We start from the raw sequence: 23402 nt of genomic DNA on the forward strand, positions 1-23402 counted from the left end.
GGGCCTGCCTGAGGAGACACCGATGAAGCTGCTGCACACCACGCTCGGCCCCAGGCGGGCCGACGAGCTCGGCATGATCCTGCCGCATGAGCATGTGTTCGTCGATCTGAGGACGCCGGACCAGCCCGGCTATGCGGAGGCGGACCTGGCCGATGTGGTGCGGGTGATGGGGCCCGAGATCGAGGCGATCAAGGCGCGCGGGATCACGGCGCTGGTCGAGTGCTCGACCGGCGGGGTCGGGTTACGCGTCGATATCGACCTGGCGGTCAGCCGGGCCACGGGCTTTCCGATTGTCGTGCCCACCGGCAATTACCGCGAGCCATGGATCCCGGACTGGGTGCGCGATGCCAGCGACGCCGAGCTCGAAGCGCAGATGTACCGCGACCTGACAGAGGGTGTCGGCGATACCGGGGTGAAGGCCGCGTGGATCAAGGTGTCGGCGGGCGATGACGGGATCACGCCGCTCGAAGCGAAGATCCTGAGGGCGGCGGCGCGGGCGGCGCAACGCACCGGCGCGGTGATCGGCAGCCACACCATCAAGGGCAGCGTGGTGATGGACCAGCTCGATATCATCGAGGCGGAAGGCCATCGGGCCGACCGCTTCATTTCGATCCACAGCCAGGAAGAGAAGGATTTCGGCCTCAACATGGCCGTGGCGCAGCGCGGCGCATGGATCGAGTACGACCATGTGGGGCGCGCGCCCGATGCACCTGTGAGCGAACTGATCCTGCGCGCATTGAAGGCTGGGCTGGGGCCGCAATTGCTGCTCAGCCACGATCGCGGCTGGTACGATCCGGCGGTGCCGGGCGGCGGTACGCCGACGCCGTACACGCACCTGAGCGACGTGATGTTGCCGCTGCTGCAGGCCGAGGGCGTCGACAAGGCGACCATCCGGCAGCTCACGGTGAGCAATCCGTTCGAGGCGTTTGCGCGCTGAGAAGCGAAAATCGCGAATGGCAGCATGGCGTTGACGGGACTTGCCCGGCGGCTGCAGCAGCGCTAAAATTTCATTAGGATCATAACTAATGAGGTTCCGCGATGAGCGCCGGGCCAAAGTCCTACTTCACTTCCATCCTCAAAGACGCAGGAATCGAGCTTGGCGGCAGCCGGCCGTTCGACGTCACCGTGCATGACGACCGGCTTTGGGCCCGGGCCATCAGCCACGGCACGCTCGGGTTCGGCGAGGCCTATATGGATGGCTGGTTCGACACCGATGCACTGGATCAGTTCATCTACAAGCTGCTCGAATACGACATCTACGCGCACCTGAAGCCGGACCTGGGGCTGGCACTGAGCTTTGTGCGTGGGAGGCTGCTCAACCTGCAGCGCGCCCGCGTCACCGAGGTTGGCGAGCGGCACTACGACATCGGCAACGATCTCTACGCGGCGATGCTCGACAAGCGGATGATCTACTCGTGCGGCTACTGGGCCGAGGCGACGACGCTGGACGCGGCGCAGGAAGCCAAGCTCGACCTGATCTGCAAGAAGGTCGGGCTGCAGCCCGGCATGAAAGTGCTGGATATCGGCTCAGGCTGGGGCGGGTTCCTGAAATTCGCGGCCGAGCGCTACGGCATCGAAGGCGTCGGCATCACCATCAGCAAAGAACAGGCAGCCTATGCCGAGGCGACCAAGGGCGACCTGCCGATCGAGACCCGGCTGATGGACTACATGGCGCTCGAGGGGCAGTTCGATCGGGTGATCTCGATCGGCATGTTCGAGCATGTGGGCTACAAGAACTACGACGCCTATTTCCGTAAGGTGCGGTCGCTGCTCGTGCCCGACGGGCTGTTCCTGCTGCACACCATCGGCAACAATTTCACCTCGACCCACGGGGACCCGTGGACCGAGAAGTACATCTTCCCCAACGGCATACTGCCTTCAATCAAGCAGATCGCGGCCGCCAGCGAGCGGGTGTTCGTGATGGAGGACTGGCACAATTTCGGTGCCGACTACGACAGGACGCTGATGGCTTGGTGGGCCAATTTCGATGCGGCGTGGCCCAGCCTCAAGGACAAGTACGGCGACCGCTTCTGGCGGATGTGGCGGTTCTACCTGCACGTGTTCGCGGCGATGTTCCGGGCCCGCAACATCCATTTGTGGCAGCTGGTGCTGAGCCCGGACGGCATTCCGGGCGGCTACCGCCGGATCTCTTGAGGCGGCGGAATAAACTCGAATCTTGGGTGTTGTTCCTGTTAGCCGACCGGTTGCGGCGGCGAGGGGAGCATGGCCCAGGAGATCCATATGCCATTCAAATATCTGACGAAAAGCTTGACGATTCTGGCCGGCGCGACGCTCGTCGCCAGCATGCTGGCAGCCGCGCCGGTCTACGCCGTCGATGGTGGCGGTAGTGGCGGCGGCGGGAACAGTGGTGGCGGCGGTGGCGGCGGCGGCAGCGATGGCACCTCGGAAGTGGTGCGCGTTCCGTCGCTCGACGACGCCCGGGTGCTGATCCGCGCCAAGAAGTGGAAATCGGCGGTCAGCATGCTCAAGCAGATCGTCCGCGCCGACCCAGGCAGTGCGGAAGCCAACAACCTGCTCGGCTACTCGCTGCGCAAGACCGGCGACTACAAGAACGCCCAGGGCTTCTATCTCAAGGCGCTGAAGCTCAGCCCCGGCCATAAGGGGGCCCATGAATATCTGGGCGAGCTCTATGTCGAGGTCGGGCAGATGAAGAAGGCCCAGCAGATGCTGGCGCAGCTCGAAAAGCTGTGCGGCAACAAGACCTGCGAGGAGTATGAAGACCTGGCGAAATTCATCGCCGCCAAGAGCTGACGACCATGCCTCCGCCGTGACAAGGCGGAGGCCCTACCCCAGCGCCAGGTTCAACCGATAACTCAGGGCTTCGGCCAAATGCGGGCGCGCGACCTTTTCGGCGCCCGCGAGGTCTGCGAGCGTTCGCGCCACCTTCAGCACGCGGTGGTAGGCACGGGCCGAAAGGTTGAAACGTTCGGCGGCCTGCAGGAGGAGGGTCTGGCTATCCTTGTCGGGGTCGACCAGCTTTTCGATCAGTGACGGGCCGGCCGCGGCGTTGGTGAAGACGTCGGGATGGCCGGCTTCAAGATAGCGCTGACGCTGGCGTTCACGGGCTTTCTCGACGCGCGCGGCGACGGCAGCGGAGGGTTCGGCAGTCGCCGGGCCGATCATGTCGGCGGCGGAGACGGCGGGGACGTCGATGCGCAGGTCGATGCGATCGAGGAAGGGGCCGGAGACGCGGCCCTGGTAGTCGAGCGCGCAGCGGTCGCCGCGCTTGCAGGTGTGGCCGGGGGTGCCGGCGAGCCCGCATTTGCAGGGGTTCATCGCGGCCACGAGCTGGAAGCGGGCGGGGAAACTGACATGCGCGTTGGCGCGGGCGATCACGGTCTCGCCTGCTTCAAGCGGCTGGCGCAGACTGTCGAGTACCGATGGCGAGAATTCAGGCAGCTCATCGAGAAACAGCACGCCGTTATGGGCGAGGCTCGCTTCGCCCGGACGCACCCGCAGGCCACCGCCGACCAGCGCTGCCATCGAGGCGGAATGGTGCGGGGCGCGGAACGGGCGGCGATCGGACAGGGCACCGCCGGCCAGTTCGCCAGCGATCGACTGGATCATCGACACATCAAGCAGCTCGCGCGGGTTGAGCGGCGGCAGGATCGAGGGTAGCCGGGCCGCCAGCATGGACTTGCCGGCACCGGGCGGCCCGATCATCAGCCTGTTGTGTGGCATTCCCGACCATGGCGGCGCCCGCGAAATGCCGCACAACGTGAACGTGTTGTGGACAATTCTCAAGCAATCAGTGCGACTACGCCGTGTGATCTTGTTGTCGGCAACTAAGCGCGTTCGGCCCCGCGGGTATCGAGCGTCGGCACAGGGCCGGTCATGCTCGTCGCGGTTGTTCCGCCCGCATTCCGGGCGCTGTCATAGACACCCGGTCAAATCCATGGACGAGCAGCCCAACGCACTTTCCGCGGACCGTCAAAATTAGAAGATTTTTCCACGCTTGATCATATCCATCATACATCTAACGAGTTGAACCGATTCACAGATCATATGCATGATACATATGGGACGCCGAGAACTTTCTTTGCTTTCTTCCTGTGTTCGGTTGCTTCTCCAATACTTGCAGCATACATCGGAGCTCGTCGGCTACTGACGATCAGTGGTAGCGACTATAGCAACCGCGTGGACAGATTATCGCGATATTCGAAAAATTTTGTCCATCAACATGAAAGACCTTATCATGCTCTACAGTATCCCCACCCTCGACCTCGAAATCGAGAAACCGGGTGCAGCGGAATCTGAGCCCCCGACCTGGCTCGTTGAACGAACAATGGAGTCGGGGCGGTGGGTTCTGGGCGGCGAGTGTTCGGCATCAGATCGGACCAAGCTTCTTCTCGACATGGCCGCAGCCTTCAGCAATGGCACTCCCCTCTTCGGCGGCATCGCTGAGCCCCAGAACGTCGCGTACATCAACTATTCAAAGTCCGCCGAGGCGTCTGCGGAACATCTTCAGCAGGTTGGCTTGAAAGCGGGCGATCTGCTCTCGATCCATCATCCACGGTACATTGGCCCGAACTCGCTGCATTCGTTGATCCGCGAAGCAATGCCGAACGGCGGTCTGGTCCTTATCGACGGCATCACCGGCAGCATCTTTGGCGGTCGGAAGGAAACGCTCGACTGGCTTGAGGTAGTGATGGCATCTGCCGCGCCCAAATCGAGCCTGATCGTGGCGCTCCCCGAAGGGATCTCAAGCTCAAGGACGCTTAGGAACCGCGAAGAACGCCTCCTGCGCTATGCCAATTTGCTGTGGCTCAAATCGGAGAAAGGGCAGTTGAACCTTGAGCTTCGACCGCACAATTCCGACGACTCAAACTTCTACTTTGGCGAGAGTGGCTGGCAGAGGTCACATGGTCGGAATCCATTGAACCCCACGGAAGCGGCAATTGTGGACACTTTGAGGAACACCAACGGCGCCCTGACGAACCTCGAGATTCAAAACCGGGTAGAAGCCGGCATGGCGACTAAGGTTTCCGATCGCTTCCACAAGATCATCCAGAGGGTCCGCGCCGACGAGGCCATCTGCCGGCATCCCAAGATCGACGGGCTGTACTACCATCCAGATGCGTGGAGTCCTGACATCGAAAGCGGCAGCTCTCCAACTAGCGGCGCCCCATCTTCAGAGGCCAACGATGGGCGTAACGAGACGCAGATCGTCGCTCTTTCAGCAGCGATCAAGTCAACGGCCTAGTACTGGCCACCCTGCACAACGCAACCGTCATCAACCGTTCGGGTGGTCTGCCTAGCAATCGTTCGCGGCAGGCCACCCTGGAGACTCGGCAATGGAGCGCGTCACTCCACTGAGTCTCCGACTTCTTCCTGGTTGATGGCCGCCAGCTTCTTTCGCAAGCTCATCGGCCCCTTGCCGCAGGTCACCAATGAAACCCCGAGCGTATTCATACATCCGTATCTCAACGGACATTCAGCGAAAGGGTGATGGGCTCAACCGCCAACTCCAGCTGTCAGCTGAATACGCATCTAAGATCGGATTAGAACTTGATACTGCTTTTCGACTGAGGGACGAAGGTGTCTCGGCGTTCCGGGGAGACAACGCAACGAGTGGCAAGCTCCGGGAGTTTCTAGACGCCGTCTCAGACGGAAGGGTGCCTAAGGGATCCTTCCTCCTCATTGAATCCCTGGACCGCCTCAGCCGCCAAACGGTGGTTCAGTCACTCTTCCTCTTTCTCGATCTGATCAGAGCCGGGATCAATATCGTTACACTCGCGGATGAGCGCGTGTACGGAGCTGATGTTGATGAAATGCAGCTGATCATGTCCATTTTCGTGATGAGCCGAGCCCACGAAGAATCTGAAATCAAGAGCATGCGCCTCGCCAAGGCATGGGAAGCTAAGCGGGCCGACGCCAAGAGCAAAAAGCTGACCGGCAAATGCCCCATGTGGCTGCAGCTTTCCTCTGACAAAGGCTCCTTTTTACTGATCGATGATCGCGTAGCCACCATCCGGAAGATATTCACCTGGTCGGCTGAGGGGGCGGGAGCATTCACCATAGCCCGTCGACTAAACCGCCTCGGCGAGGCCTCGTTCAAAGGTCTTTCTTCCTGGGGCACCAGCTCCGTAAGCAAGATACTGGGTAACCGCGCCGTATTGGGCGAGATGCAACCCCACATGATGGTCGACGGTCGTCGCAAACCGATCGGCGATCCGATAACGGGTTACTTCCCCCAAATTGTCGATGAAGAGCTGTTCGAGAGGGCACAAGGCGCTCGCATAAGTCGGCGTGTGTCCTCCGCCGGACGGCGCGGTGTCGGACAGCAAAATCTCTTCACCCACGTGGCGAAGTGCGCACGCTGCGGATCACCGATGCACCTTCTCGATAAGGGTCCCAAACCTAAGGGATCAGTAATCCTTCGCTGCAGCTCAGCAATAAAGGGCACCGGGTGCAGGGCGAAAAGCTGGAACTACCAGCACTTCGAGAGAGCCTTCCTCTCGTACGTTAGAGAGGTCGGACTGCGAGAGCTGATTGGCGGCGAAGGGTCCTTGGAGAGCTTGGCGAAAGCTGAAGCGATCCGTCAAAGCGAGGCCCGCCTCGCGGAGCTGCGTCACAAGCGCGACCGAACATTTGACCTCGCTTCGGCCGAAGAGCTTAGCGAGGAGTTCTATCGTCAAAAGGCCGACGCGCTCTTTCGCCAAATTCGGGAGGAGGAAGCTCGTCTCGACCAGTTCCGCGCTCATTTCGCCTCGCTGCAGTCCGTGGCACGCGTCGAAAACATCGACGAGCTGATCAGCGCTGTCCAACCGGCCTCACTCGAGAACGAGGAGGTTCGAATACGGGCTTCTGCAGCAATCAAGGCAATCGTTCGATCGCTGAAGCTGGAGGCAGAAGAACCATCAAGCCCTCTCCTTCTCCCGTTGCTCAACACAATCGTTGGGCCCGTTGAAATGAGGGTTGTCGACCGCCAGAACCGTTCTCGTGCAAGCTTTCGAGTCTCACTACTCGGTGGTGTCGAGCGTCGGGTAGTCGTCAACAAGTCCGATGGGACGATGTCTGTCTCCGAATGGTCTGACGAGATTTGTCAGGCGAAGCTCGCGAAGGTGTCGGAGCGCTGATGTCTCGGACGCGGCGACCTTCGCGTTAGACTCCGAGCCGAGCGGCGGCTCCAATGCCGATTGGTTAGAACGGTTCCTTGCACTTGGGCGGCTCGACTGGTGGACGCGGATACCCGTAGCTGCCGCCAGCCGGGTTCGGATAGATGCGGTACAGCTCGCCCGACCACATGTTCGCGCCGCTTCGATAGCGGTCGTTCATCAAGTGGCAAACTCCTTTGGCGCTGTATCCGATGAAGTTCTCCAGCGCCGACCGATTGCCGAGTTCCATCGTCACCCGTGCCGGGTCGAACCGAGAAATCTCGTACTTGTCGAAGAGCATTCGGCTCCTGGCGGAGATGGTCTTCATCAAGGTCGGAAGCACTTCATGTGCTCGGTCGATGTGACTCTCTGGATACCCCATGAAGCCGTGCGCATGAGGACCCTTAAGGTCCCTTAGCGGTGGGGCCTCCTTCCAGTAACGTGACCCATCAAAATCGATGAAGAAGCCGGCCACCGGGAGCTGATCCCTTCGGGAAAACTCCCGCCACGCGCTCCCGTATACCAGCGAGTTCGCTACATTCACGATGTAGTTGATCTCGTTGAGCTCGAAGCTGACATCGATATACGGCTTCGGGTCGTACTGCTCCTCATTCACAGGACGGAAAGCGCCAGTCTGTGCCTTCCAGGCCCGTGCGCGACGCTCGTCGGACTTCAGCGTGATCGTATAGAGGCAATCAGACGCGATGCGGTCTAGAACCTTACGATCGTAAGATTTTCTTCCGGTGTAGTACTTGCTGATCTCGTTGACGGTGTTTTCGATCAGAGCTCGTTTGATGCGGACAGGCGAATAGAGCATATGATTTTCCAGTATTGTACTATTGCAGGGCGAAGCCTGCGCCAGGCGATGATGGTGAGGCCAAGTCTTCACGTGGCTGCTTGAGCGACTGAGAATAACGATGGCAGCGGCTCGGGGTCGGCGGACTGGCCGGCAAGCTGTTCATCACGAAGATTGAGGGCTGATCCGGCGGAGGGCCGGCTCGCATACTCATATGTATGCTTGCGGATCTGGCGACAGCCAGCGTCAATGGAATGTCTGCTACGGTGCAGCCGCCAGGGGTGTCAACGGCCGCGTGGACATAGCCCAAGGCCGCCGCCCATTTTCGAGCCTCGACTATTGCCGAAGCAAGTGCTGAACTTCCCCGGGGGCGAGCAGAATGGCTATGCGTAAGTCCCGATGGGGATGGATACTGTCCTTGTTGGCAGTCGTCTTCGTCTGGAGCGTCATCACGGATGACAATGACCAACGCAGCGCTCCGCGACCAACCTCGTCAAACATTCGGCGGGCGGCTATGAGCCCCTCACCTGCTGCGGGCGATGGCACATTTCAACGGATTGCCAACCCCGGGCCACTTTTCGTTGTTGCCGACACGCTTAACGTCAGGTCGACGCCGTCTACTTCGGGTGCCGTACTGCTGACGATTGCGCGCGGGACCGCCGTCGCCCCGACGCACCGAGCCGGGCAGTGGGTCGGTGTTGCCCTGGACAATGGCTCGTTGGGTTGGCTGCACAGTGACTTCCTGTCCGACAAACGGCCCAGCGAGCCGGTGGCGATCGCAAGATCGGAAGCAGCAACGCCGGCACCCACTCAGGCCTACGATCGCGGCGAGGTCGTTCAGTCAATTATCCGAGGAAGCTTGGCGGCCTACCCAGGCCCATGCCCTTGCCCGTATAATCGCATGAGGAAGGGTGGCCAGTGCGGGGGGCGGAGCGCATACAGCAAGCCAGGCGGATATAGCCCAATCTGCTACCCCGGCGATGTGACCGAGGCAATGATCGCCGACTTTGTAACCCGGCGCTAAGGTCGCTTTCGAAGTTCCACGATGACGGTTCGTATCCACTCGAGTTCTCGGTCCGACATCGACGACAGGTCGTCCGTGAGCCGTACGAGCACTTCTCGCGGTTTGGTCGGCTGATCAGGTTCAAAAAGCACTGATGGATCGACCTCCAGAGCCTCAGACAGGCGAGCCACTACGTCGAAGCTCGCGCCTATGCGGCTGGTTTCAAGTCGCTTGATGGTGTCGACGCTTAGCCCAGACGTCGTTGCGAGGGCTTCTTGGGTAAGATTCCGTCGCTTTCTGGCTGAGGCAAGACGATTGCCAAAACGCTCTTTCAGATCGGTCACGCACCCAGCCCCTTCGCCTCAACATTAGGGCGATGTGCTGAACCGCGTCAGGGATACCTAGTACTCCTTGAGATGTTTGTTCGTGTATGTGATATACACGATCATCACTCTGGAGGTGCAAATGAAGGCGTTACTTAGTTCAGTTTTTGCGGTGCTCGTGTCGAGCCCGACCCTTGCGCAGTTCGGGCCGATGCCGGCCAACCAGGTCGGCCCGTCGATGATTACCCAGCTTGAGGCCATGTTTTCCGAAGCAGCGGTGACCTGCTTGAAAGATGCACTGGTCGAGGCCGGCAAGCGTACAGAACCGTACCTGTTTTCGAGTGACTATCGGGTGGGTCAGCTTTGGGTTGCCACAATGGAGAGCGTGGGTCGAGAAGACATCCCGACCTTTATCTGCACGCCAAATGGGTTGGCTGACACGCCCGAGAAAATGGGTGAGGCCGTCATGGCGCTTCAGATGGTCAGCGGTAACTGATGGTCCGTGATGGCGACCACATGATTGCCGAACTCACGACGGCGCTACAGCGGGTTCTCGCTCCCATCGCCTACGTCCACACCGCAGACACCGAAGAAGCCGATACTCGCGCGGCTGCAGCGGACAGCGCCAAAGCTCAGGCTGGCCTGATGCTGTTCATGACTGAAGGGCTCATCCGCGCATCGGTCCGGCAACGCGAGAAGGGCATCTGCGATGTCGCGAGCGTCGTGCACAACGCGTGGCTACGATGGCTTCAACTTGGGGGCCGGCACGCTCGAATCGAAGTGCCGATGGACGGCTGGTTAGTAGACCGGTACCCGCGTGAGTGGCTGCAGCCGGCGAGCGGCTTCGCTGATGCCTTAGCCACGACAAGCTCGATCGGGCGACCCTCGTCGTTGCGTGGCCGTGTTGAACTGCCGTCGCCTGTCTTCAAGCCATTGAGCCACTGTCACCTTGGGAGAGCGGAGAACGACCTACGGCGAGATCTGGCCGCGATACTTGGCGTCGGCACAATAGTCGAAGGGCCGGGCGAGGCTGCTCGACGGATGCCCGTCGAACTTCGTTCCGTCGCCGAGGCGCTCTTCCGTGACCTTCACCTTACTATACAGTGCCTGCCGGTCGGTGGTTGGGCTCGCTATCCAGGACATTGACGATGAAAGCTCTCACCATCGGCTCGTTAACGGCTACACTCTGTCTCGTTCCCTTACCAAGCTGGCGACCGCATGCGCATCGAAACCCTGGCGGACGGTGCGGGCGTCTACAACAGACTCGTGGCGCGGAACATGAGCACCGAAACGCTTACAATCACCGGCGGTCGTTTCAACGGACGCGACGACTGCGAAAATGGTCGCGGCTACCTACAGCTATGCGCGGCGACCAGAGCATATCGTTATGGCACTCGACTACGGGCTTGAGGATCTGGATGCCATCGCGAGTAGGGCGTGGTTGTTCAGCGCAGCTCCGATTTGACTTAAGGTCGGGCGAGGCGCTGGAGCTCTACCTAGACGGCTCAGCCTGCATTCAGAACGGCTCCAATATCGTGCTGATAGAGATCAACACCGCGCGCGGCCCCATCACTTTCTCGCCGGGAGAAGTTCTTCCACGGCAGTAGGACGAGGGCATCGTCAACCTCATCGGCGGCCACAAGGGTGTTATCCGGGTACCGGGATCCCGCTTCCGACCATCGGCTACGGCTTCCCCACCTGGCGGAACCCGATGTTCCGCGACTGGGGGCGATACATCATCAAAGGCGAGGCATACGAGATAAGTTGCAAGGCACGCACCGGCCGCCTCCAATAGCACTTCCAGCGTGAGGGCCCCGCAACCTAGCGTCTGCGGGGCCCTTTCGTATCGTTTAGCTACGCGACACGGGCGGAACTAGGCCAGCGCGATAGTCGCGGACCTGATCGACCTGGTACGGATCGGAGGTTTCGTCAAAGCCTTCCCAACCCTCTGCTTCGTAGTCGCGGCGCCGCGCCTCGATGTCTACAACGCTCGAGTCCTTGAGGATCGCGGTGGCTGCATCAGCCCGGCTATCGTCGACGCGGACTGTCACCAGAATGCCGCCGCGGCGCACGCCTTCCGCGTAAACGTGAGCGTCGCGCTCATCGACGCCCGCATCGGTCAGAGCGCCAATCAGTCCGCCCGCTGCACCGCCAACAGCTGCACCAGTGGCGGCACCTATCGCCGTGGCCAGCAGCCAGCCGCCCGCCACTACGGGACCTACACCCGGTATGGCCAGCATGCCGAGCCCGGCAAGCAGTCCACCGGTGCCACCGACAACCGCGCCCACGCTAGCTCCTGCGCCGACGCCCTCGGCAACATCGTCGCCCTTGTCGGTGTCGTAGGTACCGTCGGCATTGTTGGCGACGATCGAAATATCCTCGCCGTTGACGCCGGCATCCTTCAGCGACCGGACCGCCCGGTCGGCTTGGTCATGAGTGTCGAATAGCCCTGTGATCGTGCGCATTGTTCTTGTTCTCCTAGTTGAGGGTCCCGGACTGGAACTTGCGGTCTCAACGAGGCTGGGAAGCATGCGTTCCTTGAATCCGAGGGCAGCCTAATTCGGGAAAATGGCCCCAGCCTCCAGGAGACCGGGAATCATCCCGCCCCTCATATCGCAAGTTTGATCCACGCTGGCGCGTGGTCGCTTGGTTTGTCCCAACCGCGGGTCTCGACGTCTACGCCAGCATCAAGCAATGAGCCATCGAGCGACGGACTGATCAGCACGTGATCCATGCGCAACCCTGAGCTGCGGTCGTAGCCACCGCGGTACGAGAAGTTCCAATAAGTGTAGATGCCTTTCGCCGGGTGGATAACCCTGAGAGCGTCGATCCAGCCTTGGTCAAGCAGCGTCGCGTAGGCACTTCGCGCTTCCGGGAACGTTACGGCGTCCCAGACCCATCGAGCCGGCACCACGGCATCGATGTCCGTCGGCACAACGTTGAAGTCACCGCAGAGCACCGTCGGTGCGCCGGCCGCCAGCAGCGTGCCTGCATAATCGATCAGGCGTTCAAACCAGCGCATTTTGTAGTCGAATTTCGGCCCCGGTGCCGGATTGCCGTTAGGCAGATATAGGCAGCCGACGATGAGGTTGCCTACCACGGCCTCAAGATAGCGGCTGTGGGTATCATCTGGGTCGCCAGGCACCCCCCGGCGACGCTCGATTGGTTTGGTCCCGCGAGCCAGGATGGCGACCCCATTGTAGGATTTCTGCCCGTGCCAGACTGAATGGAACCCGGCCTCTTCGATGGCTTGCTCAGGAAACTTCTCGTCGGACGTTTTCAGCTCTTGCAGGCACACTACGTCGCTGTCGGTTTGGGCCAGCCATTTCAGCAGCACCGGCAGTCGACCGTTGACACCATTGACGTTGAAGGTGGCTATCGAGGTCATTGCCGAGGATTTTTCCAGTTGGGGCGAAGTGGCGGGCGCAGTCGGACTGATCAGCGCCGCGTAAGCTCAGCGTCTTCGATCGCCTCATCGACCGCTTCGGCCGCTTCGCGCTCGACCCGACTCCGCTCTTCTTCGATCTCTCGGGCATCGAGGTGCTCAAGCCCAACAACCTTGTTCGTCGCCGGCGAGTGCTCGATCAGATAGTCGAGCTTCACGTGCAGGGCCGCCTCACTGCGCGCGCCGGCCACAAGGATAACGCCACTGATGACGATGGCCGCCACCGAGAGGAAAATGTTGAAGCCGAACATGAAGCCTTCGTTGAATTGCAACGCAGCACCGATGCCGATCCCTGCCATCAGGGCAAGAAAAGTGGCAATGAACCCTCGCCAGTCTGAGAGGCAGTCTGCGAGGCGGTAGATCAGTCGGCTGATGCGGCTAGATGTGGTTGTGGGCTTCATGGCGGCATCCACAACGTCCCTGACGCGATTTAGATGCTCCCGCGGGAGCGTAATGATCGAACCAGCGTCGCTAAACCGGGTGCACGCAGGCAGCAATTGCCCCGGCTCATTAGTCAGAGTTGGCGATGATGGTGATCGCGTAGCCGACCGAGTGTCAGAGTTTCTTAGCAGATGGTCGATTAAGTTCTGGTCCCGCATGCTGGGTGCTGTGATGCGTAAGACCTCCCATGCTGTTTCTGAGCAGTTGAGCCGAGTTCTCCTATTCGCCGTGGCGGCTGTGTCGTTGGCAGCGGTCAGTTTTGGCTGGTGGGCAGCCGACCAGATCGACAACGCTTCCGTTGCGCAGCAACGACGCTCCGTCACAGTCGGCCTGCAGGAAATCGCCGACCGCATCCCGGTCGAGCAGGATAGCTCGGCGATCTGGGACGATTCCGTGCTTAACCTTCGATCCGGCAATGAACCTTGGCTCGCTGAAAATCTCGCGGAATGGATGAGTGAGTATTTCGGGCACGACAAGGTCTACATACTAGACCGGACGGGACAGGTGGTGCGGGCGGTATGGCATGGCGAGCGCGTAGCCGATGCCAGCTACGACGCGGATCGTACGTTCATCGACCCTCTTGTGCAGCAGTTGCGGCATGACTTGGCCACGGCCGCGGGGGAGCAGGACTACCGGAATGCCGTTATCGGGCTTGGGACTATCGACAAGGTAGTTTTCCCGAGCGGCGACGTCGGCATCGTTAGCGTCCGACCGATCATCCCGTCCACCGATGCCGTGGAACAAGAGCCGGGCACCGAATTCCTGCATGTTTCGGTGCTCCTCGTCGACGAAACCTTGAGCCAAGCGATCGCGGCTAAGTATGCCATCGACAACCTCACGTTTTCGACGGATAGCGCTCTGACTGTGGGCTATGTTTCTGCACCGGTCCTCGACCAATCCGGCCGCATCTTGGGCTTCTTCAACTGGTCGCCTAACCGACCAGCCATGTCGTTGATCTGGCAGGTGGCGCCGGCCCTTGTTGGTGCCTTCGGGCTTGGAGTCGTGCTGCTGCTGCTTTTGATGCGGCGGCTCAGCCGCACCTCGGCGCTGCTTGAGGCCAGCGAAGGCAACGCGACGTTTCTCGCCTTTCACGACGCTTTGACCCTGTTGCCCAACCGGGCACTTTTCGCCGACCGGCTTGGTCAGGCTATCGCCAACTGGCGGCATTCCGGCGCGCGCTTCGCCCTTCACGTCATCGACCTCGATCGGTTCAAGCACGTGAACGACACGTTGGGGCATCCGGCCGGAGATGAACTGATGCGACAGGTTGCTGCTCGCCTCAACGGCCTTGTCACCGACGTAGATACTGCGGCCCGCATTGGAGGGGACGAGTTCGCGATCGTGCAGTTGGATGTAAAGGACGTCGGCGCGGCGCTGGCGGTGAGTCAGAGGATCGTTGTGGAGCTTCAGCGCCCTTTCGACCTGATGGGACACGAGGCACTCATCGGCGCGAGTGTGGGCGTGACGCTCTCCGACGAGGGCACTGCAGATGCTGACGATCTACTGCGGCAGGCGGACGTCGCACTTTACGAGGCCAAGACGAGCGGGCGCGGTCGCTACCAGCTATTCGCCGGTGAACTGGACCTGGCTGTCCAGGAGCGTCGCACCATCGAACTCGACTTGCGGGCAGCGATAAACGGCGTGCCGGGCTTGGAACTTGTGTATCAACCGATCTACAGCGCCGACGGTGAGCAGATGCTGGGCGCGGAAGCGCTGGTCCGGTGGAACAGCCCGAGGCATGGTCGCCTGTCGCCGGCGATGTTCATTCGACTTGCCGAAGAGCGCGGCCTCATCGATCAACTGGGTCTATGGGTGCTGCAGGAGGCTTGCACCTTCGCTGCCAATTCATCGTTGCCATGGGTAGCCGTGAACGTCAGCCCCCAGCAGTTTCGCGCCGAGCGCTTCGCTGATCAGGTTCTGAGGGTTTTATCTGAGACCGGGCTCTCCCCGCGGCGCCTGGAGATCGAAATCACCGAGGGGCTGCTTCTCCAAAGCTCGCCTGAGGTCCAAGCTACCCTGAACCACCTCCGCGCGGCTGGAATCCGGGTTGCACTCGACGATTTCGGCACCGGCTACTCGTCTATCAGCTACCTGCGGACGCACGGAGTCGACAAACTGAAGATCGATCAGTCCTTTGTCGCCAAGCTCGGCAAGGACACGGAAATCGACAACATCGTTAAGTGCATCATCGGGCTGGCGAGCGCGATGCACATGAAGGTCACCGGTGAAGGCGTAGAGACGCCGGAGCAGTCACGTTTGCTTCGACAGATGGGCTGCGACCAGTTGCAAGGCTTCCTGCTGTCCCGGCCCGTCGCACCAGAGCGGCTCCTGGAACTCATCCCGCCAGCAGAAAACCCCCGGCGCTCTGCATAGCCCACTGAAGCTCACGGCGACCTAGCATAGACGGCCTGCTCGAAGCCGGGCTGCCCGCTCGCGGTTTAGCATTTATTCGCTGGCCAAAAGGCAGCAGCCGACGGTGGGGTGTTCGGACCCACAAGGTTCATGTTTGCCTGACTGGACACTGGCAGATTTCCAGATGCTCGCTTCCGAGACATGCTGAGACAGGATGACGACCTGCGGCAAAGGTATCAAAACCTCAAGCGGCAATTGGAAGCTGCGAACAAGCACGGCATCAAGGAATACCTCGCTCAAAAGGCACCGTTTATCGACGCAGCTGTTGGTTCCGCGCCGAGGACGCAATGACAGTGCCGAGGTCCGCTTTGCGCCAAAAGCGGTCGGTGAGAAAGCTGTTGGCGGCGGCTCTGCCATGACCAGTCGGATGCCGATGTCGGGAGCAGACGAGGTGCGCAACGCGGCCCGCTTCGCCGTTGGAGGCGATCAAACAAGGGACGGGAACTTCGGCAAACGAAAGAAGCATTAGCTGAGCTATCTGTGACGACGGCAGCAGTGCCCAATGAACGGTTGCGCGAGTGGATCGTTGGTGCATGAGATAGATGGGGGCAAATCGACTGGAGCATCCATGGACGCCTTGCTCACAATCCTCAACATCGCCGGCGCTGTTTCCCTCCTCTTGTGGGGCACGCATATGGTCCAGACAGGGATGCAGCGGGCGTTTGGGCCGCGACTGACTGCCGTTCTGTCGAAGACACTGAGCAACCGAGTGCGCGCATTCTTCGCGGGCATCGGCGTCACGACCCTCCTGCAATCGAGTACCGCCACCGGTTTGATGGCGACGAGTTTTGCTGCCGGAGGGTTCGTGGCCCTGGTGCCGGCGATGGCGATCATGCTGGGGGCCAATGTCGGCACAGCGCTGATCGTAACGGTGCTATCGTTCAACGTCGTAGCGTTATCACCGCTACTGGTGCTGATCGGAGTGCTGCTGTTCCGTCGTGATGGCGGGGCGATGCCGCACGACCTGGGGCGAGTATTCATCGGGCTCGGGATAATGATCCTGGCGCTCCACCAGATGCTCATGATGCTTGAGCCACTCGCGCATTCGGTCGAGCTTGTCGGCATGCTCGGGGCGATCGCAGCTATGCCGGTGCTGGCGATCGCGCTCGGGGCAGTGTCGGGGTGGCTCGCGCATTCGAGCGTGGCGGTGGTGCTGCTGGTGATGTCGCTCGCCGCTAGCCGGGTCATCGCACTTGAGCCGGCACTTATGCTGGTTGTCGGCGCCAATCTCGGAACGGCGCTCAACCCGCTCCTCGAAGCAACCGCCGGTGGTCCTGAGGGGAGGCGGCTGCCGCTCGCCAATCTCGGTAATCGCTTTCTTGGCGCCGCCTTGTCGTGGCTGCTGATCGGACCGATCCTAAATGGGCTCGTCGCGGCTGGCCTAGAGGGAGCTGCGGCGGTGGCAAGTTTTCACCTCGTCTTCAACCTGGTGTTGGCGCTGCTAACGCTGCCGTTCCTGACACCCCTATCGCGCCTGCTCGAGCGGCTGATCCCGGATCGGGTCGACCCAGCCGATCCCGGACAACCGCTCTATCTCGATCGTGCGGCGCGAGAGACGCCCATCGTGGCGATCGGAGGCGCTGCTCGTGAGGCGCTGCGATTGGCTGATGCCCTTGAAACGATGCTCTCAGGAGCGCGAGAGGCGCTGTCCAGCGGGGACCGCAAGCTGATTGCCGAGACTCGGGCCCGCGACGATGTGCTCGACAGCCTTAACATGGCGATCAAGCGCTATCTCAGTGAGTTAGATCCAGAGGCGTTGAGTGAGGATGACCAGAGAAGGCTGCAGGCAATCCTGATGTTCGCGATGAACATGGAACAGGCAGGAGACGTTATCGACCGCAACTTGCTTCCGCATGCCACCAAGCGGCTGAAGCGCGGGCTGCTGCCTGACGCCGACAACGAGGCGGAGCTCATCGATATGATGGACCGCCTCATTGCCAATACCCGGACGGCAGCATCGCTACTTGTGACTGAGGATGCGCGAACTGCCCGCGTACTAGCAGAGGAAAAGCTCGCGTTCCGTCGCTCTGAGGCGCAGGCAACCACGACGCATTTTGCCCTGATGCGCGACGGGATCACCGCGGCATCTCAATCCAGCGCGCTGCATCTGGATCTGATCCGCGACATGAAGCTGGTGAACTCCCACATCGTGGCGGCCGCCGCTTATCCAATACTAGACAGCGTGGGCGAGCTGCTACCAACGCGCCTAGCTTCGCCGGCCGAATAAGCGAGCCGTGCACCGACGTCAGTGCGACCAGAGAACCCTGGTCATCGGTATCCCGACTGACGCTTGAGTGACTGGCGACCAGGGCGTCACTGGGCCCGGTGTGCGGCGAGCCGACAGCCATTCAACCGGTCGAGATCGCCATGTAGCCGGTGCCCCACCAGGCGTAGGCGTCGACTGCCGATCCGGCGCAGCGATGGACGGCTAGATGTCGCCTGAGGTGGTTCCTCCGGCTTGATCCGGAGCCAGTGCTGCCGCTAGCGTGGCGGACATGTGCCACGCCTACTCTATCACCACCAATCTCGAAGCCCTGCGGCGGCTGCGATTCACCTTCGAGGTGGCGACAAATATCGGCAACCTGCCACCGCAGACGGGGATCTATCCCGACATGCTGGCGCCGATCATCCGCAACGCGCCGGGCGGGTTCCGGGAGCTGGTGAAAGTGCGCTGGGGAATGCCGAGTTCGTCCAGGGCACTCTTCTTGGCGGCTAGGGAGCGGGCGAGAAAGATCGCCGAGAAGCAGGGCCGCAACCTCAGCCAGGCCGAGCTCGACGAGCTGGTGCGGCTGGAGCCCGATCGCGGCACGCACAACGTGCGCAACACCGACAGCCTGCACTGGAAGCGGTGGCTGGCACCGGAGTTCCGCTGCATCGTACCGTTCACCAGCTTTGCCGAGTTCAGCAGCCAAACCGGCCCTGACGGCAAGAAACGGGGCAACACATGGTTCGCCTTTGACGCCGATCGGCCGCTGGCCTACTTCGCCGGGATCGTGGCGCCGCAATGGGCCAGCGTGCGCAAGACCTCCGAGGGGATGATCACTACGGATCTCTTCGCCTTCCTCACCACCGATCCGAACGATGTCGTGGCGCAGGCGAATCCCGACGCCATGCCAGTGATCCTCACCACGCCCGAAGAGATCGAGATTTGGATGACAGCGCCATGGGAGGAGGCCAAACTACTGCAGCGGCCTCTGCCGCCCGGTGTGCTGCAGGTGGTTTCGGTCGGCCCGAAAGAGGACCCGCAGGAGCCGGTCGAAGAGCCCTCATTGTTCTGAGACCTTTCCGGTACGGTGGCTAAGGCTTGTGGTTCGAAAGGTTGTCAATGAGGTCTGATCCAGCGAATGCCGGGGTAAGACGGGCTGTCCTGATCGTGGCCCTGCTTAATCTGGCCTACTTTGGGATCGAGTTCGCAGTCGCCCTTTCGATAGGGTCGGTCTCACTCTTCGCCGACAGTGTCGATTTCCTTGAGGACGCTTCGGTAAACCTGTTGATCTTCTTCGCCCTAGCGTGGACGCCTATCACCCGTGCCCGCGTCGGTATGGTGCTCGCCGGGATCCTGCTGGTGCCGGCCCTGGCGCTCCTCTTGGCGCTGTGGGGGAAATTCACCAACCCGGTTCCACCCGAACCGTTTGCCTTGTCGCTGACAGGCGCGGGCGCGTTGGCGGTCAACCTTGCCTGCGCCTTCATCCTTGCTCGGTTTAGGGCCCACAGCGGTAGCCTCACACGGGCGGCATTCTTGTCAGCTCGCAACGATGCCATTGCAAACGTGACGATCATCCTGGCGGGGCTGTTGACGGCCTACATCTGGCAGTCCGTGTGGCCTGACGTGATTGTCGGATTGGCGATTGCCGCGATGAACATCGATGCCGCTCGCGAGGTCTGGGAAGCCGCTCGAGGGGAGCACAGGGAAGCTGCTTAGCAGCAGCCAAGATCTATTCGCGCCGGCCGACCGAAGGGCCAGAACCGGATGCTGCTCTACCCTGCCCGGCGCAGCGGCACTGGCTCCGTAGCTCGCGGCCGCGGAGGTGTACTCCAGTACAGCGACACATGCCGGCTGCCGCAGCGAGGACAGCACATTTTCTGTTGCAGGCGTTCAATTGGGAACTCGTGACCGAGCCCGGCCACCAGGCTTTCGAGGTCGATCGAGAACGCCTGGATGCAGGGCTTTTTCGTCTTCAGCCCTTCGTGCCGGCCCTCGCATCGGAGGCCAAGAGTCCAGCCCGCATGAAGAGCAGCGCCAAGACTGCGAACATCATTGGCAATGTACTTTCGGGCAAAATGGGCGGTGCAATCGACACCGGGGTACTGCATCGCCTTCGGGCACTGGCCGGCCATAGCGACCAACCGGCACACATCGGCCAACGGCGGATTGCCGAACTTTCTGCGAAGGGACCCGACGCTGTATTCGCCGTGACGGCCGCAGGGGGTGCAGACAATCGTCAACTTGGGATGACGATAGTCGGAAAGGTAGCCGCTAAAGGGGTCGTCAGGCGCACTCATTTCCGATTGATACATCCGGGAACGGAATGAGAACAAGGATGGGCGCGCCCGGGACTCAAATTCCGCCTTGCCCGCACTACGTGTAAGCCCTGCCGTCTGACAGCCCCGCAACATCTGGCATGGTTCAGGAAACGAAGGGCCTGCCCTGGGAGCGCAGCCCCGGAGGGTTTGTGGCTTTTCCCGATCGCCGCGATCGGCCCGAGCGCACGGCAATTCTCAGGCCGATGACTTCGCACTCCGGGTCCTGGACCTGGACCGTTCGCTGTGGGCTGGCTTACACCACCGGGGTCGCCAGCAACAACCAGGTGGCTCGTCAGCCTTTCGAGTCGAGCAGGGTTTTGGGGGACAGGAAAGGCCCGTGCAGCTTTAGTGGCCGCGTCCCCTTACCCGGCGCCGAACTTTGAGCAGGGTCCGGAGCGACGCATTTTCCGGATCCCGCGTTCGGGCCATCCCAGCGTCCACCGGAATTGATGCAGCAGGTCACGGGCTCCCCGTAACCAAATTTGATACAGTTGTCGTACTCTTCGATGTCCCACACCTGCTCGTAGCTGTCGTTGTTGCCCGCGCCCGAGGCGATCGGCGGTGGTAGGACAACGGTGGCGGAGACGAGAACAGCTGTGAGGGTGCGACGGAGGCCAAGTGACGTCATCTTTCTCTCCCATGTCGTGGCGACGCAGGAAACGTCGTCGATGGAGCGGATCTGACGCTATGTCGTGAATGGCCTCTGAGTGTAGTTCTAGCACTTCCTAGGGTGGCGCGCGCGAGGCAATCCGCACTGTCGCGTCTTACTTCTTCAGTCCGTGCCGCTGCTGGCGCCTACCGGCCGGTAGTGAAGCTTTCTCGGTGCGCCAGTCCCTGGCGCCATCTCCGGCACGACTCTTGACCGTGAAGCCCCGGAACGTCTTCCGGGGCTTCACGGTGCAGTTTACTTCACGAGACCCGCGGCCTTGCAGGACTCGTAGGTCAGAAGCGCCAGATCGATGCTGGTAGTCGTCGCGGCGTCAATTCCGGCGTCAGTCTCACCGGTGGTTGCATCAGCACTCGGTGCAGCGTCGGTAGCAGTGTCGGTCGAGGCGGCAGCTCCCTGGGCCTGCTTGGCAGCCAGCGTATCGCAGGCTGCCTGCACCTTTGGAAGATCCTCTGCCGAAACAGCGACGCCGCCCACCATGGTGCCACCGACGACGGCGCCCGTGGTCATGGAGCTGTCGTCGACGTAGATGGTGATCGATCCGTCGGCCTGATTATGAACAACGGCAACCACATCGCCGGCCTTCAGACCTTCGGCCTCGAGCTTGGTGACGATGACGGTGTTCGCCGTCACCGCGTCGCGCAAGGTGGTGAGGGCGGCGGCGTTCGTCGTCACAGCGGTCTTGAAGCTGTCCATGTTCCCGGAGGCGCTGGCCTCGAGCGCGGACACCTTGACGATGTTGATTTTCGCGGGATCGGCAACTGTCGCCAGATCCACAGTGCCGGAGGTCGCCAGATGCGCCGACAGCTCGTCGACGGAGTCGAGATCCGTGCTGAGGGTGACGCCTGCCGTCGTGGACGTGGTGGCATCCTGGGCAACCGCCACGGCAGGCCATGCCAGCCCGGCGAGCAGTGAAACAAGCACAATCGTTTTCATGATTTTCTCCTCTCCATGCAAGCAGGTTGCGCTGTCGAAGAGTTGCCGCGCTTTACCGCTTGCGGCCCCAATAACTTCGCGTGACGAAGGAAGTTCCGGGCGGACGGGACGATCCTTGAAGGTAGAGGCCCCTCGCATGTGTCAGATCGCGGCACCGATCTTAATGCGTACTCTGGAACACTAACGCTCGGGGGAATTTCAGCGTCGGCTCACTGAACATCTCCCCGCCATCGCTTACTCGGTTCCGCCCACGCACGTCATGGATTGAGGAGCTGACTTAGCTCCTCATCGGCACGCATCTTGTCCGCGTTGTACGCCATGGTCTCGAGGTTGCCATTGGGCAACTGGACTATCACGTCGTGCACGCCCAAGCTGTTGGGTTCTTCAGATATCCGCGTCGTCTTGGTTAGCACCCACAACCACTGATCCCGCTCGATAGGCAGCTTCGGTTTGGCCATTCATCGAACTCCGTCGTTACGGCCGCCGCGGCGGATTCAATGACTACGCTGAAAGAGGGTTCCCGCTAGGCGCCACCGGGAATTGGCTCCGCTGGGCGGCGGAAACCAAAAGCGTCGGGAGAGGTTTATCCTTCCGTTGCTTAGAACCAAAGCAGGCGGCGGACGTCAGAGGATGGGAGATCGTCCAGGTTGCCACGATGAGGATCGCGCAAGTCGCTCCGCTGTTCGAAAGCGTGCCGCCCAAACTTTACGGTGGCACTGAACGCGTGGTCTCGTTCATAACCGAGGAACTGGTGCGCCGCGGCCATCAGGTGACGCTTTTCGCCAGCGGAGATTCGGTGACCTCTGCCGAGCTCGTCGCCGGCTCTCCCGCCTCGTTTCGGCTCGATCCTTCCCTTGGCATGGCCACTCCGTATCATCTGACCATGCTGGATCAGGTGATGAAGCGAGCGGATGAGTTCGACATCCTGCACTTCCACACCGACTTGCTGCATTTCCCTCTGGTGCGCCCCATTCAGGGCCGGACGCTGACCACGCTGCACGGCCAGATCGGCTACCGTGACCTCGAATGGTTCTACAACCATTTCGCGGACGTCCCGCTGGTCTCCATCTCCGACGATCAGCGGCGTCCCATCTCGCATCTCAACTGGGCGGGGACCGTCTACAACGGACTGCCTCGTGGCCTGCTGCAACAGGGCAGCGGCGAGGCGGGCTACCTCGCATTCCTGGGACGGATATCACCCGACAAGGGGCCCGACGCTGCCATCGAGATCGCAACCAGGGCCGGCCTGCCACTACGTATCGCGGCCAAGATCGACGTAATGGATCGGGAATACTGGAACAGCAGGATCGAGCCGCTCATCCGTACCCACCCTCACGTCGAATACATCGGCGAGGTCACGGAGCAGCAAAAGTCGGAGTTTCTGGGCAATGCCCTCGGACTGGTATTTCCCATTACCTGGCGCGAGCCCTTCGGCCTTGTAATGATCGAGGCCATGGCCTGCGGCACGCCGGTCGTCGCATACCGCAAGGGCTCGGTGCCGGAAGTCATCGAGGAAGGGGTCACTGGTTTTATCGTTGATACCGCGGACGAGGCCGTCGAGGCTGTAAAACGTCTCAGGGCGCTTGACCGCGATGCAGTGCGCGCCGCGTTCGAACGACGCTTCACCGCCGACCGCATGGTGGACGGATACCTTCGCATCTACAACGAGTTGCTTGCCACGGCCATGCCCGCGGCCGCTCCGCACCACCTATCACAGCCTCGGCTACAATGAGGAGA

23 protein-coding genes and 1 pseudogene are annotated in these 23402 nt (G+C 61.2%); 15 read left to right on the forward strand and 9 right to left on the reverse strand.

The genetic code is table 11. The features are described 5' to 3' along the window. Window positions 1-22 precede the first annotated feature (22 nt). From AC1DYL_RS15985 to AC1DYL_RS15995, 3 genes are all read left to right on the forward strand, one after another. Complete coding sequence (locus tag AC1DYL_RS15985; protein ID WP_477173924.1) at window positions 23-937, forward strand: phosphotriesterase family protein; 915 nt, start codon at window positions 23-25, stop codon at window positions 935-937. A 101-nt stretch (window positions 938-1038) separates the two neighbouring features. Continuing rightward, window positions 1039-2154, forward strand: a complete 1116-nt coding sequence (gene cfa / locus AC1DYL_RS15990; RefSeq protein WP_477173925.1) for a cyclopropane fatty acyl phospholipid synthase — start codon at window positions 1039-1041, stop codon at window positions 2152-2154. An 87-nt stretch (window positions 2155-2241) separates the two neighbouring features. Next, on the forward strand, window positions 2242-2772 hold the full coding sequence (locus AC1DYL_RS15995; protein ID WP_477173926.1) for a tetratricopeptide repeat protein: 531 nt from the start codon (window positions 2242-2244) through the stop codon (window positions 2770-2772). A gap of 33 nt (window positions 2773-2805) precedes the next feature. Here the strand turns inward: AC1DYL_RS15995 and AC1DYL_RS16000 are convergent. Further along, window positions 2806-3696, reverse strand: a pseudogene (locus tag AC1DYL_RS16000) (YifB family Mg chelatase-like AAA ATPase); the annotation flags it as partial. A gap of 520 nt (window positions 3697-4216) precedes the next feature. Here AC1DYL_RS16000 and AC1DYL_RS16005 point away from each other — a divergent pair. After that, entirely contained in the window at window positions 4217-5224 is a 1008-nt protein-coding gene (locus AC1DYL_RS16005; protein WP_477158548.1) for a hypothetical protein, read from the forward strand. A 187-nt stretch (window positions 5225-5411) separates the two neighbouring features. Continuing rightward, window positions 5412-7100 carry a recombinase family protein gene (locus AC1DYL_RS16010; protein WP_477173927.1) on the forward strand — a complete coding sequence of 563 codons (1689 nt, stop codon included), beginning with the start codon at window positions 5412-5414 and terminating at the stop codon, window positions 7098-7100. 64 nt (window positions 7101-7164) lie between these two features. Here AC1DYL_RS16010 and AC1DYL_RS16015 read toward each other — a convergent pair whose 3' ends face one another. Then, window positions 7165-7935, reverse strand: coding sequence for a hypothetical protein (locus AC1DYL_RS16015; protein WP_477173928.1), 771 nt, complete (start codon window positions 7933-7935; stop codon window positions 7165-7167). Between the two features lie 493 nt (window positions 7936-8428). Here AC1DYL_RS16015 and AC1DYL_RS16020 point away from each other — a divergent pair, with 493 nt between their 5' ends. Continuing rightward, window positions 8429-8938 (forward strand): SH3 domain-containing protein, encoded by a 510-nt coding sequence (locus tag AC1DYL_RS16020; protein ID WP_477174003.1) that lies wholly within the window; start codon window positions 8429-8431, stop codon window positions 8936-8938. Here the strand turns inward: AC1DYL_RS16020 and AC1DYL_RS16025 are convergent. Then, window positions 8935-9261 carry a helix-turn-helix domain-containing protein gene (locus AC1DYL_RS16025; RefSeq protein WP_477158551.1) on the reverse strand — a complete coding sequence of 109 codons (327 nt, stop codon included), beginning with the start codon at window positions 9259-9261 and terminating at the stop codon, window positions 8935-8937. The two genes, AC1DYL_RS16020 and AC1DYL_RS16025, sit on opposite strands and share 4 nt — an antisense overlap. Before the next feature lie 121 nt (window positions 9262-9382). On the opposite strand from AC1DYL_RS16025, the gene AC1DYL_RS16030 reads away from it, so the two are divergent. Both AC1DYL_RS16030 and AC1DYL_RS16035 read left to right on the forward strand, forming a co-directional pair. Next, entirely contained in the window at window positions 9383-9736 is a 354-nt protein-coding gene (locus AC1DYL_RS16030; RefSeq protein WP_477158552.1) for a hypothetical protein, read from the forward strand. A gap of 20 nt (window positions 9737-9756) precedes the next feature. Then, entirely contained in the window at window positions 9757-10386 is a 630-nt protein-coding gene (locus tag AC1DYL_RS16035) for a hypothetical protein (protein ID WP_477173929.1), read from the forward strand. Window positions 10387-11090: 704 nt separating this feature from the next. Here AC1DYL_RS16035 and AC1DYL_RS16040 read toward each other — a convergent pair. From AC1DYL_RS16040 to AC1DYL_RS16050, 3 genes are all read right to left on the reverse strand, one after another. Further along, window positions 11091-11705: a general stress protein gene (locus AC1DYL_RS16040; RefSeq protein ID WP_477173930.1), complete on the reverse strand. Its 615-nt coding sequence runs from the start codon at window positions 11703-11705 to the stop codon at window positions 11091-11093. A gap of 143 nt (window positions 11706-11848) precedes the next feature. Further along, window positions 11849-12628, reverse strand: coding sequence for an exodeoxyribonuclease III (xth, locus tag AC1DYL_RS16045; protein ID WP_477173931.1), 780 nt, complete (start codon window positions 12626-12628; stop codon window positions 11849-11851). A gap of 50 nt (window positions 12629-12678) precedes the next feature. Beyond that, window positions 12679-13086, reverse strand: a complete 408-nt coding sequence (locus AC1DYL_RS16050) for a low affinity iron permease family protein (protein WP_477173932.1) — start codon at window positions 13084-13086, stop codon at window positions 12679-12681. A 211-nt stretch (window positions 13087-13297) separates the two neighbouring features. Between AC1DYL_RS16050 and AC1DYL_RS16055 the strand changes: the two genes are divergently transcribed. The 6 genes from AC1DYL_RS16055 to AC1DYL_RS16080 all read left to right on the forward strand — a co-directional run bounded on the left by AC1DYL_RS16055 (window position 13298) and on the right by AC1DYL_RS16080 (window position 20071). Next, on the forward strand, window positions 13298-15499 hold the full coding sequence (locus AC1DYL_RS16055; protein WP_477173933.1) for a putative bifunctional diguanylate cyclase/phosphodiesterase: 2202 nt from the start codon (window positions 13298-13300) through the stop codon (window positions 15497-15499). Between the two features lie 180 nt (window positions 15500-15679). Beyond that, window positions 15680-15829, forward strand: coding sequence for a GrpB family protein (locus AC1DYL_RS16060; protein ID WP_477173934.1), 150 nt, complete (start codon window positions 15680-15682; stop codon window positions 15827-15829). A gap of 277 nt (window positions 15830-16106) precedes the next feature. Beyond that, the gene (locus AC1DYL_RS16065) at window positions 16107-17765 is read left to right on the forward strand and encodes a Na/Pi cotransporter family protein (protein WP_477173935.1); all 1659 of its coding nucleotides are present in this window, start codon (window positions 16107-16109) and stop codon (window positions 17763-17765) included. Between the two features lie 268 nt (window positions 17766-18033). Next, window positions 18034-18816: an SOS response-associated peptidase family protein gene (locus tag AC1DYL_RS16070; RefSeq protein WP_477173936.1), complete on the forward strand. Its 783-nt coding sequence runs from the start codon at window positions 18034-18036 to the stop codon at window positions 18814-18816. Between the two features lie 47 nt (window positions 18817-18863). Then, window positions 18864-19460: a cation efflux transmembrane domain-containing protein gene (locus AC1DYL_RS16075; RefSeq protein WP_477173937.1), complete on the forward strand. Its 597-nt coding sequence runs from the start codon at window positions 18864-18866 to the stop codon at window positions 19458-19460. Window positions 19461-19624: 164 nt separating this feature from the next. After that, window positions 19625-20071, forward strand: coding sequence for a hypothetical protein (locus AC1DYL_RS16080; protein WP_477173938.1), 447 nt, complete (start codon window positions 19625-19627; stop codon window positions 20069-20071). Window positions 20072-20354: 283 nt separating this feature from the next. Here the strand turns inward: AC1DYL_RS16080 and AC1DYL_RS16085 are convergent, their stop codons facing one another. The 3 genes from AC1DYL_RS16085 to AC1DYL_RS16095 all read right to left on the reverse strand — a co-directional run bounded on the left by AC1DYL_RS16085 (window position 20355) and on the right by AC1DYL_RS16095 (window position 22123). After that, on the reverse strand, window positions 20355-20690 hold the full coding sequence (locus AC1DYL_RS16085) for a hypothetical protein (protein WP_477173939.1): 336 nt from the start codon (window positions 20688-20690) through the stop codon (window positions 20355-20357). A 276-nt stretch (window positions 20691-20966) separates the two neighbouring features. Continuing rightward, on the reverse strand, window positions 20967-21665 hold the full coding sequence (locus AC1DYL_RS16090) for a hypothetical protein (RefSeq protein WP_477173940.1): 699 nt from the start codon (window positions 21663-21665) through the stop codon (window positions 20967-20969). A gap of 257 nt (window positions 21666-21922) precedes the next feature. Then, a complete protein-coding gene (locus AC1DYL_RS16095; protein ID WP_477173941.1) occupies window positions 21923-22123 on the reverse strand; it encodes a hypothetical protein in 201 nt (66 codons plus the stop codon). Between the two features lie 197 nt (window positions 22124-22320). Here AC1DYL_RS16095 and AC1DYL_RS16100 point away from each other — a divergent pair, with 197 nt between their 5' ends. Next, a complete protein-coding gene (locus tag AC1DYL_RS16100; protein ID WP_477173942.1) occupies window positions 22321-23397 on the forward strand; it encodes a glycosyltransferase family 4 protein in 1077 nt (358 codons plus the stop codon). Window positions 23398-23402 lie beyond the last annotated feature (5 nt).

The organism is Devosia sp. P1_H9, assembly GCF_056405135.1.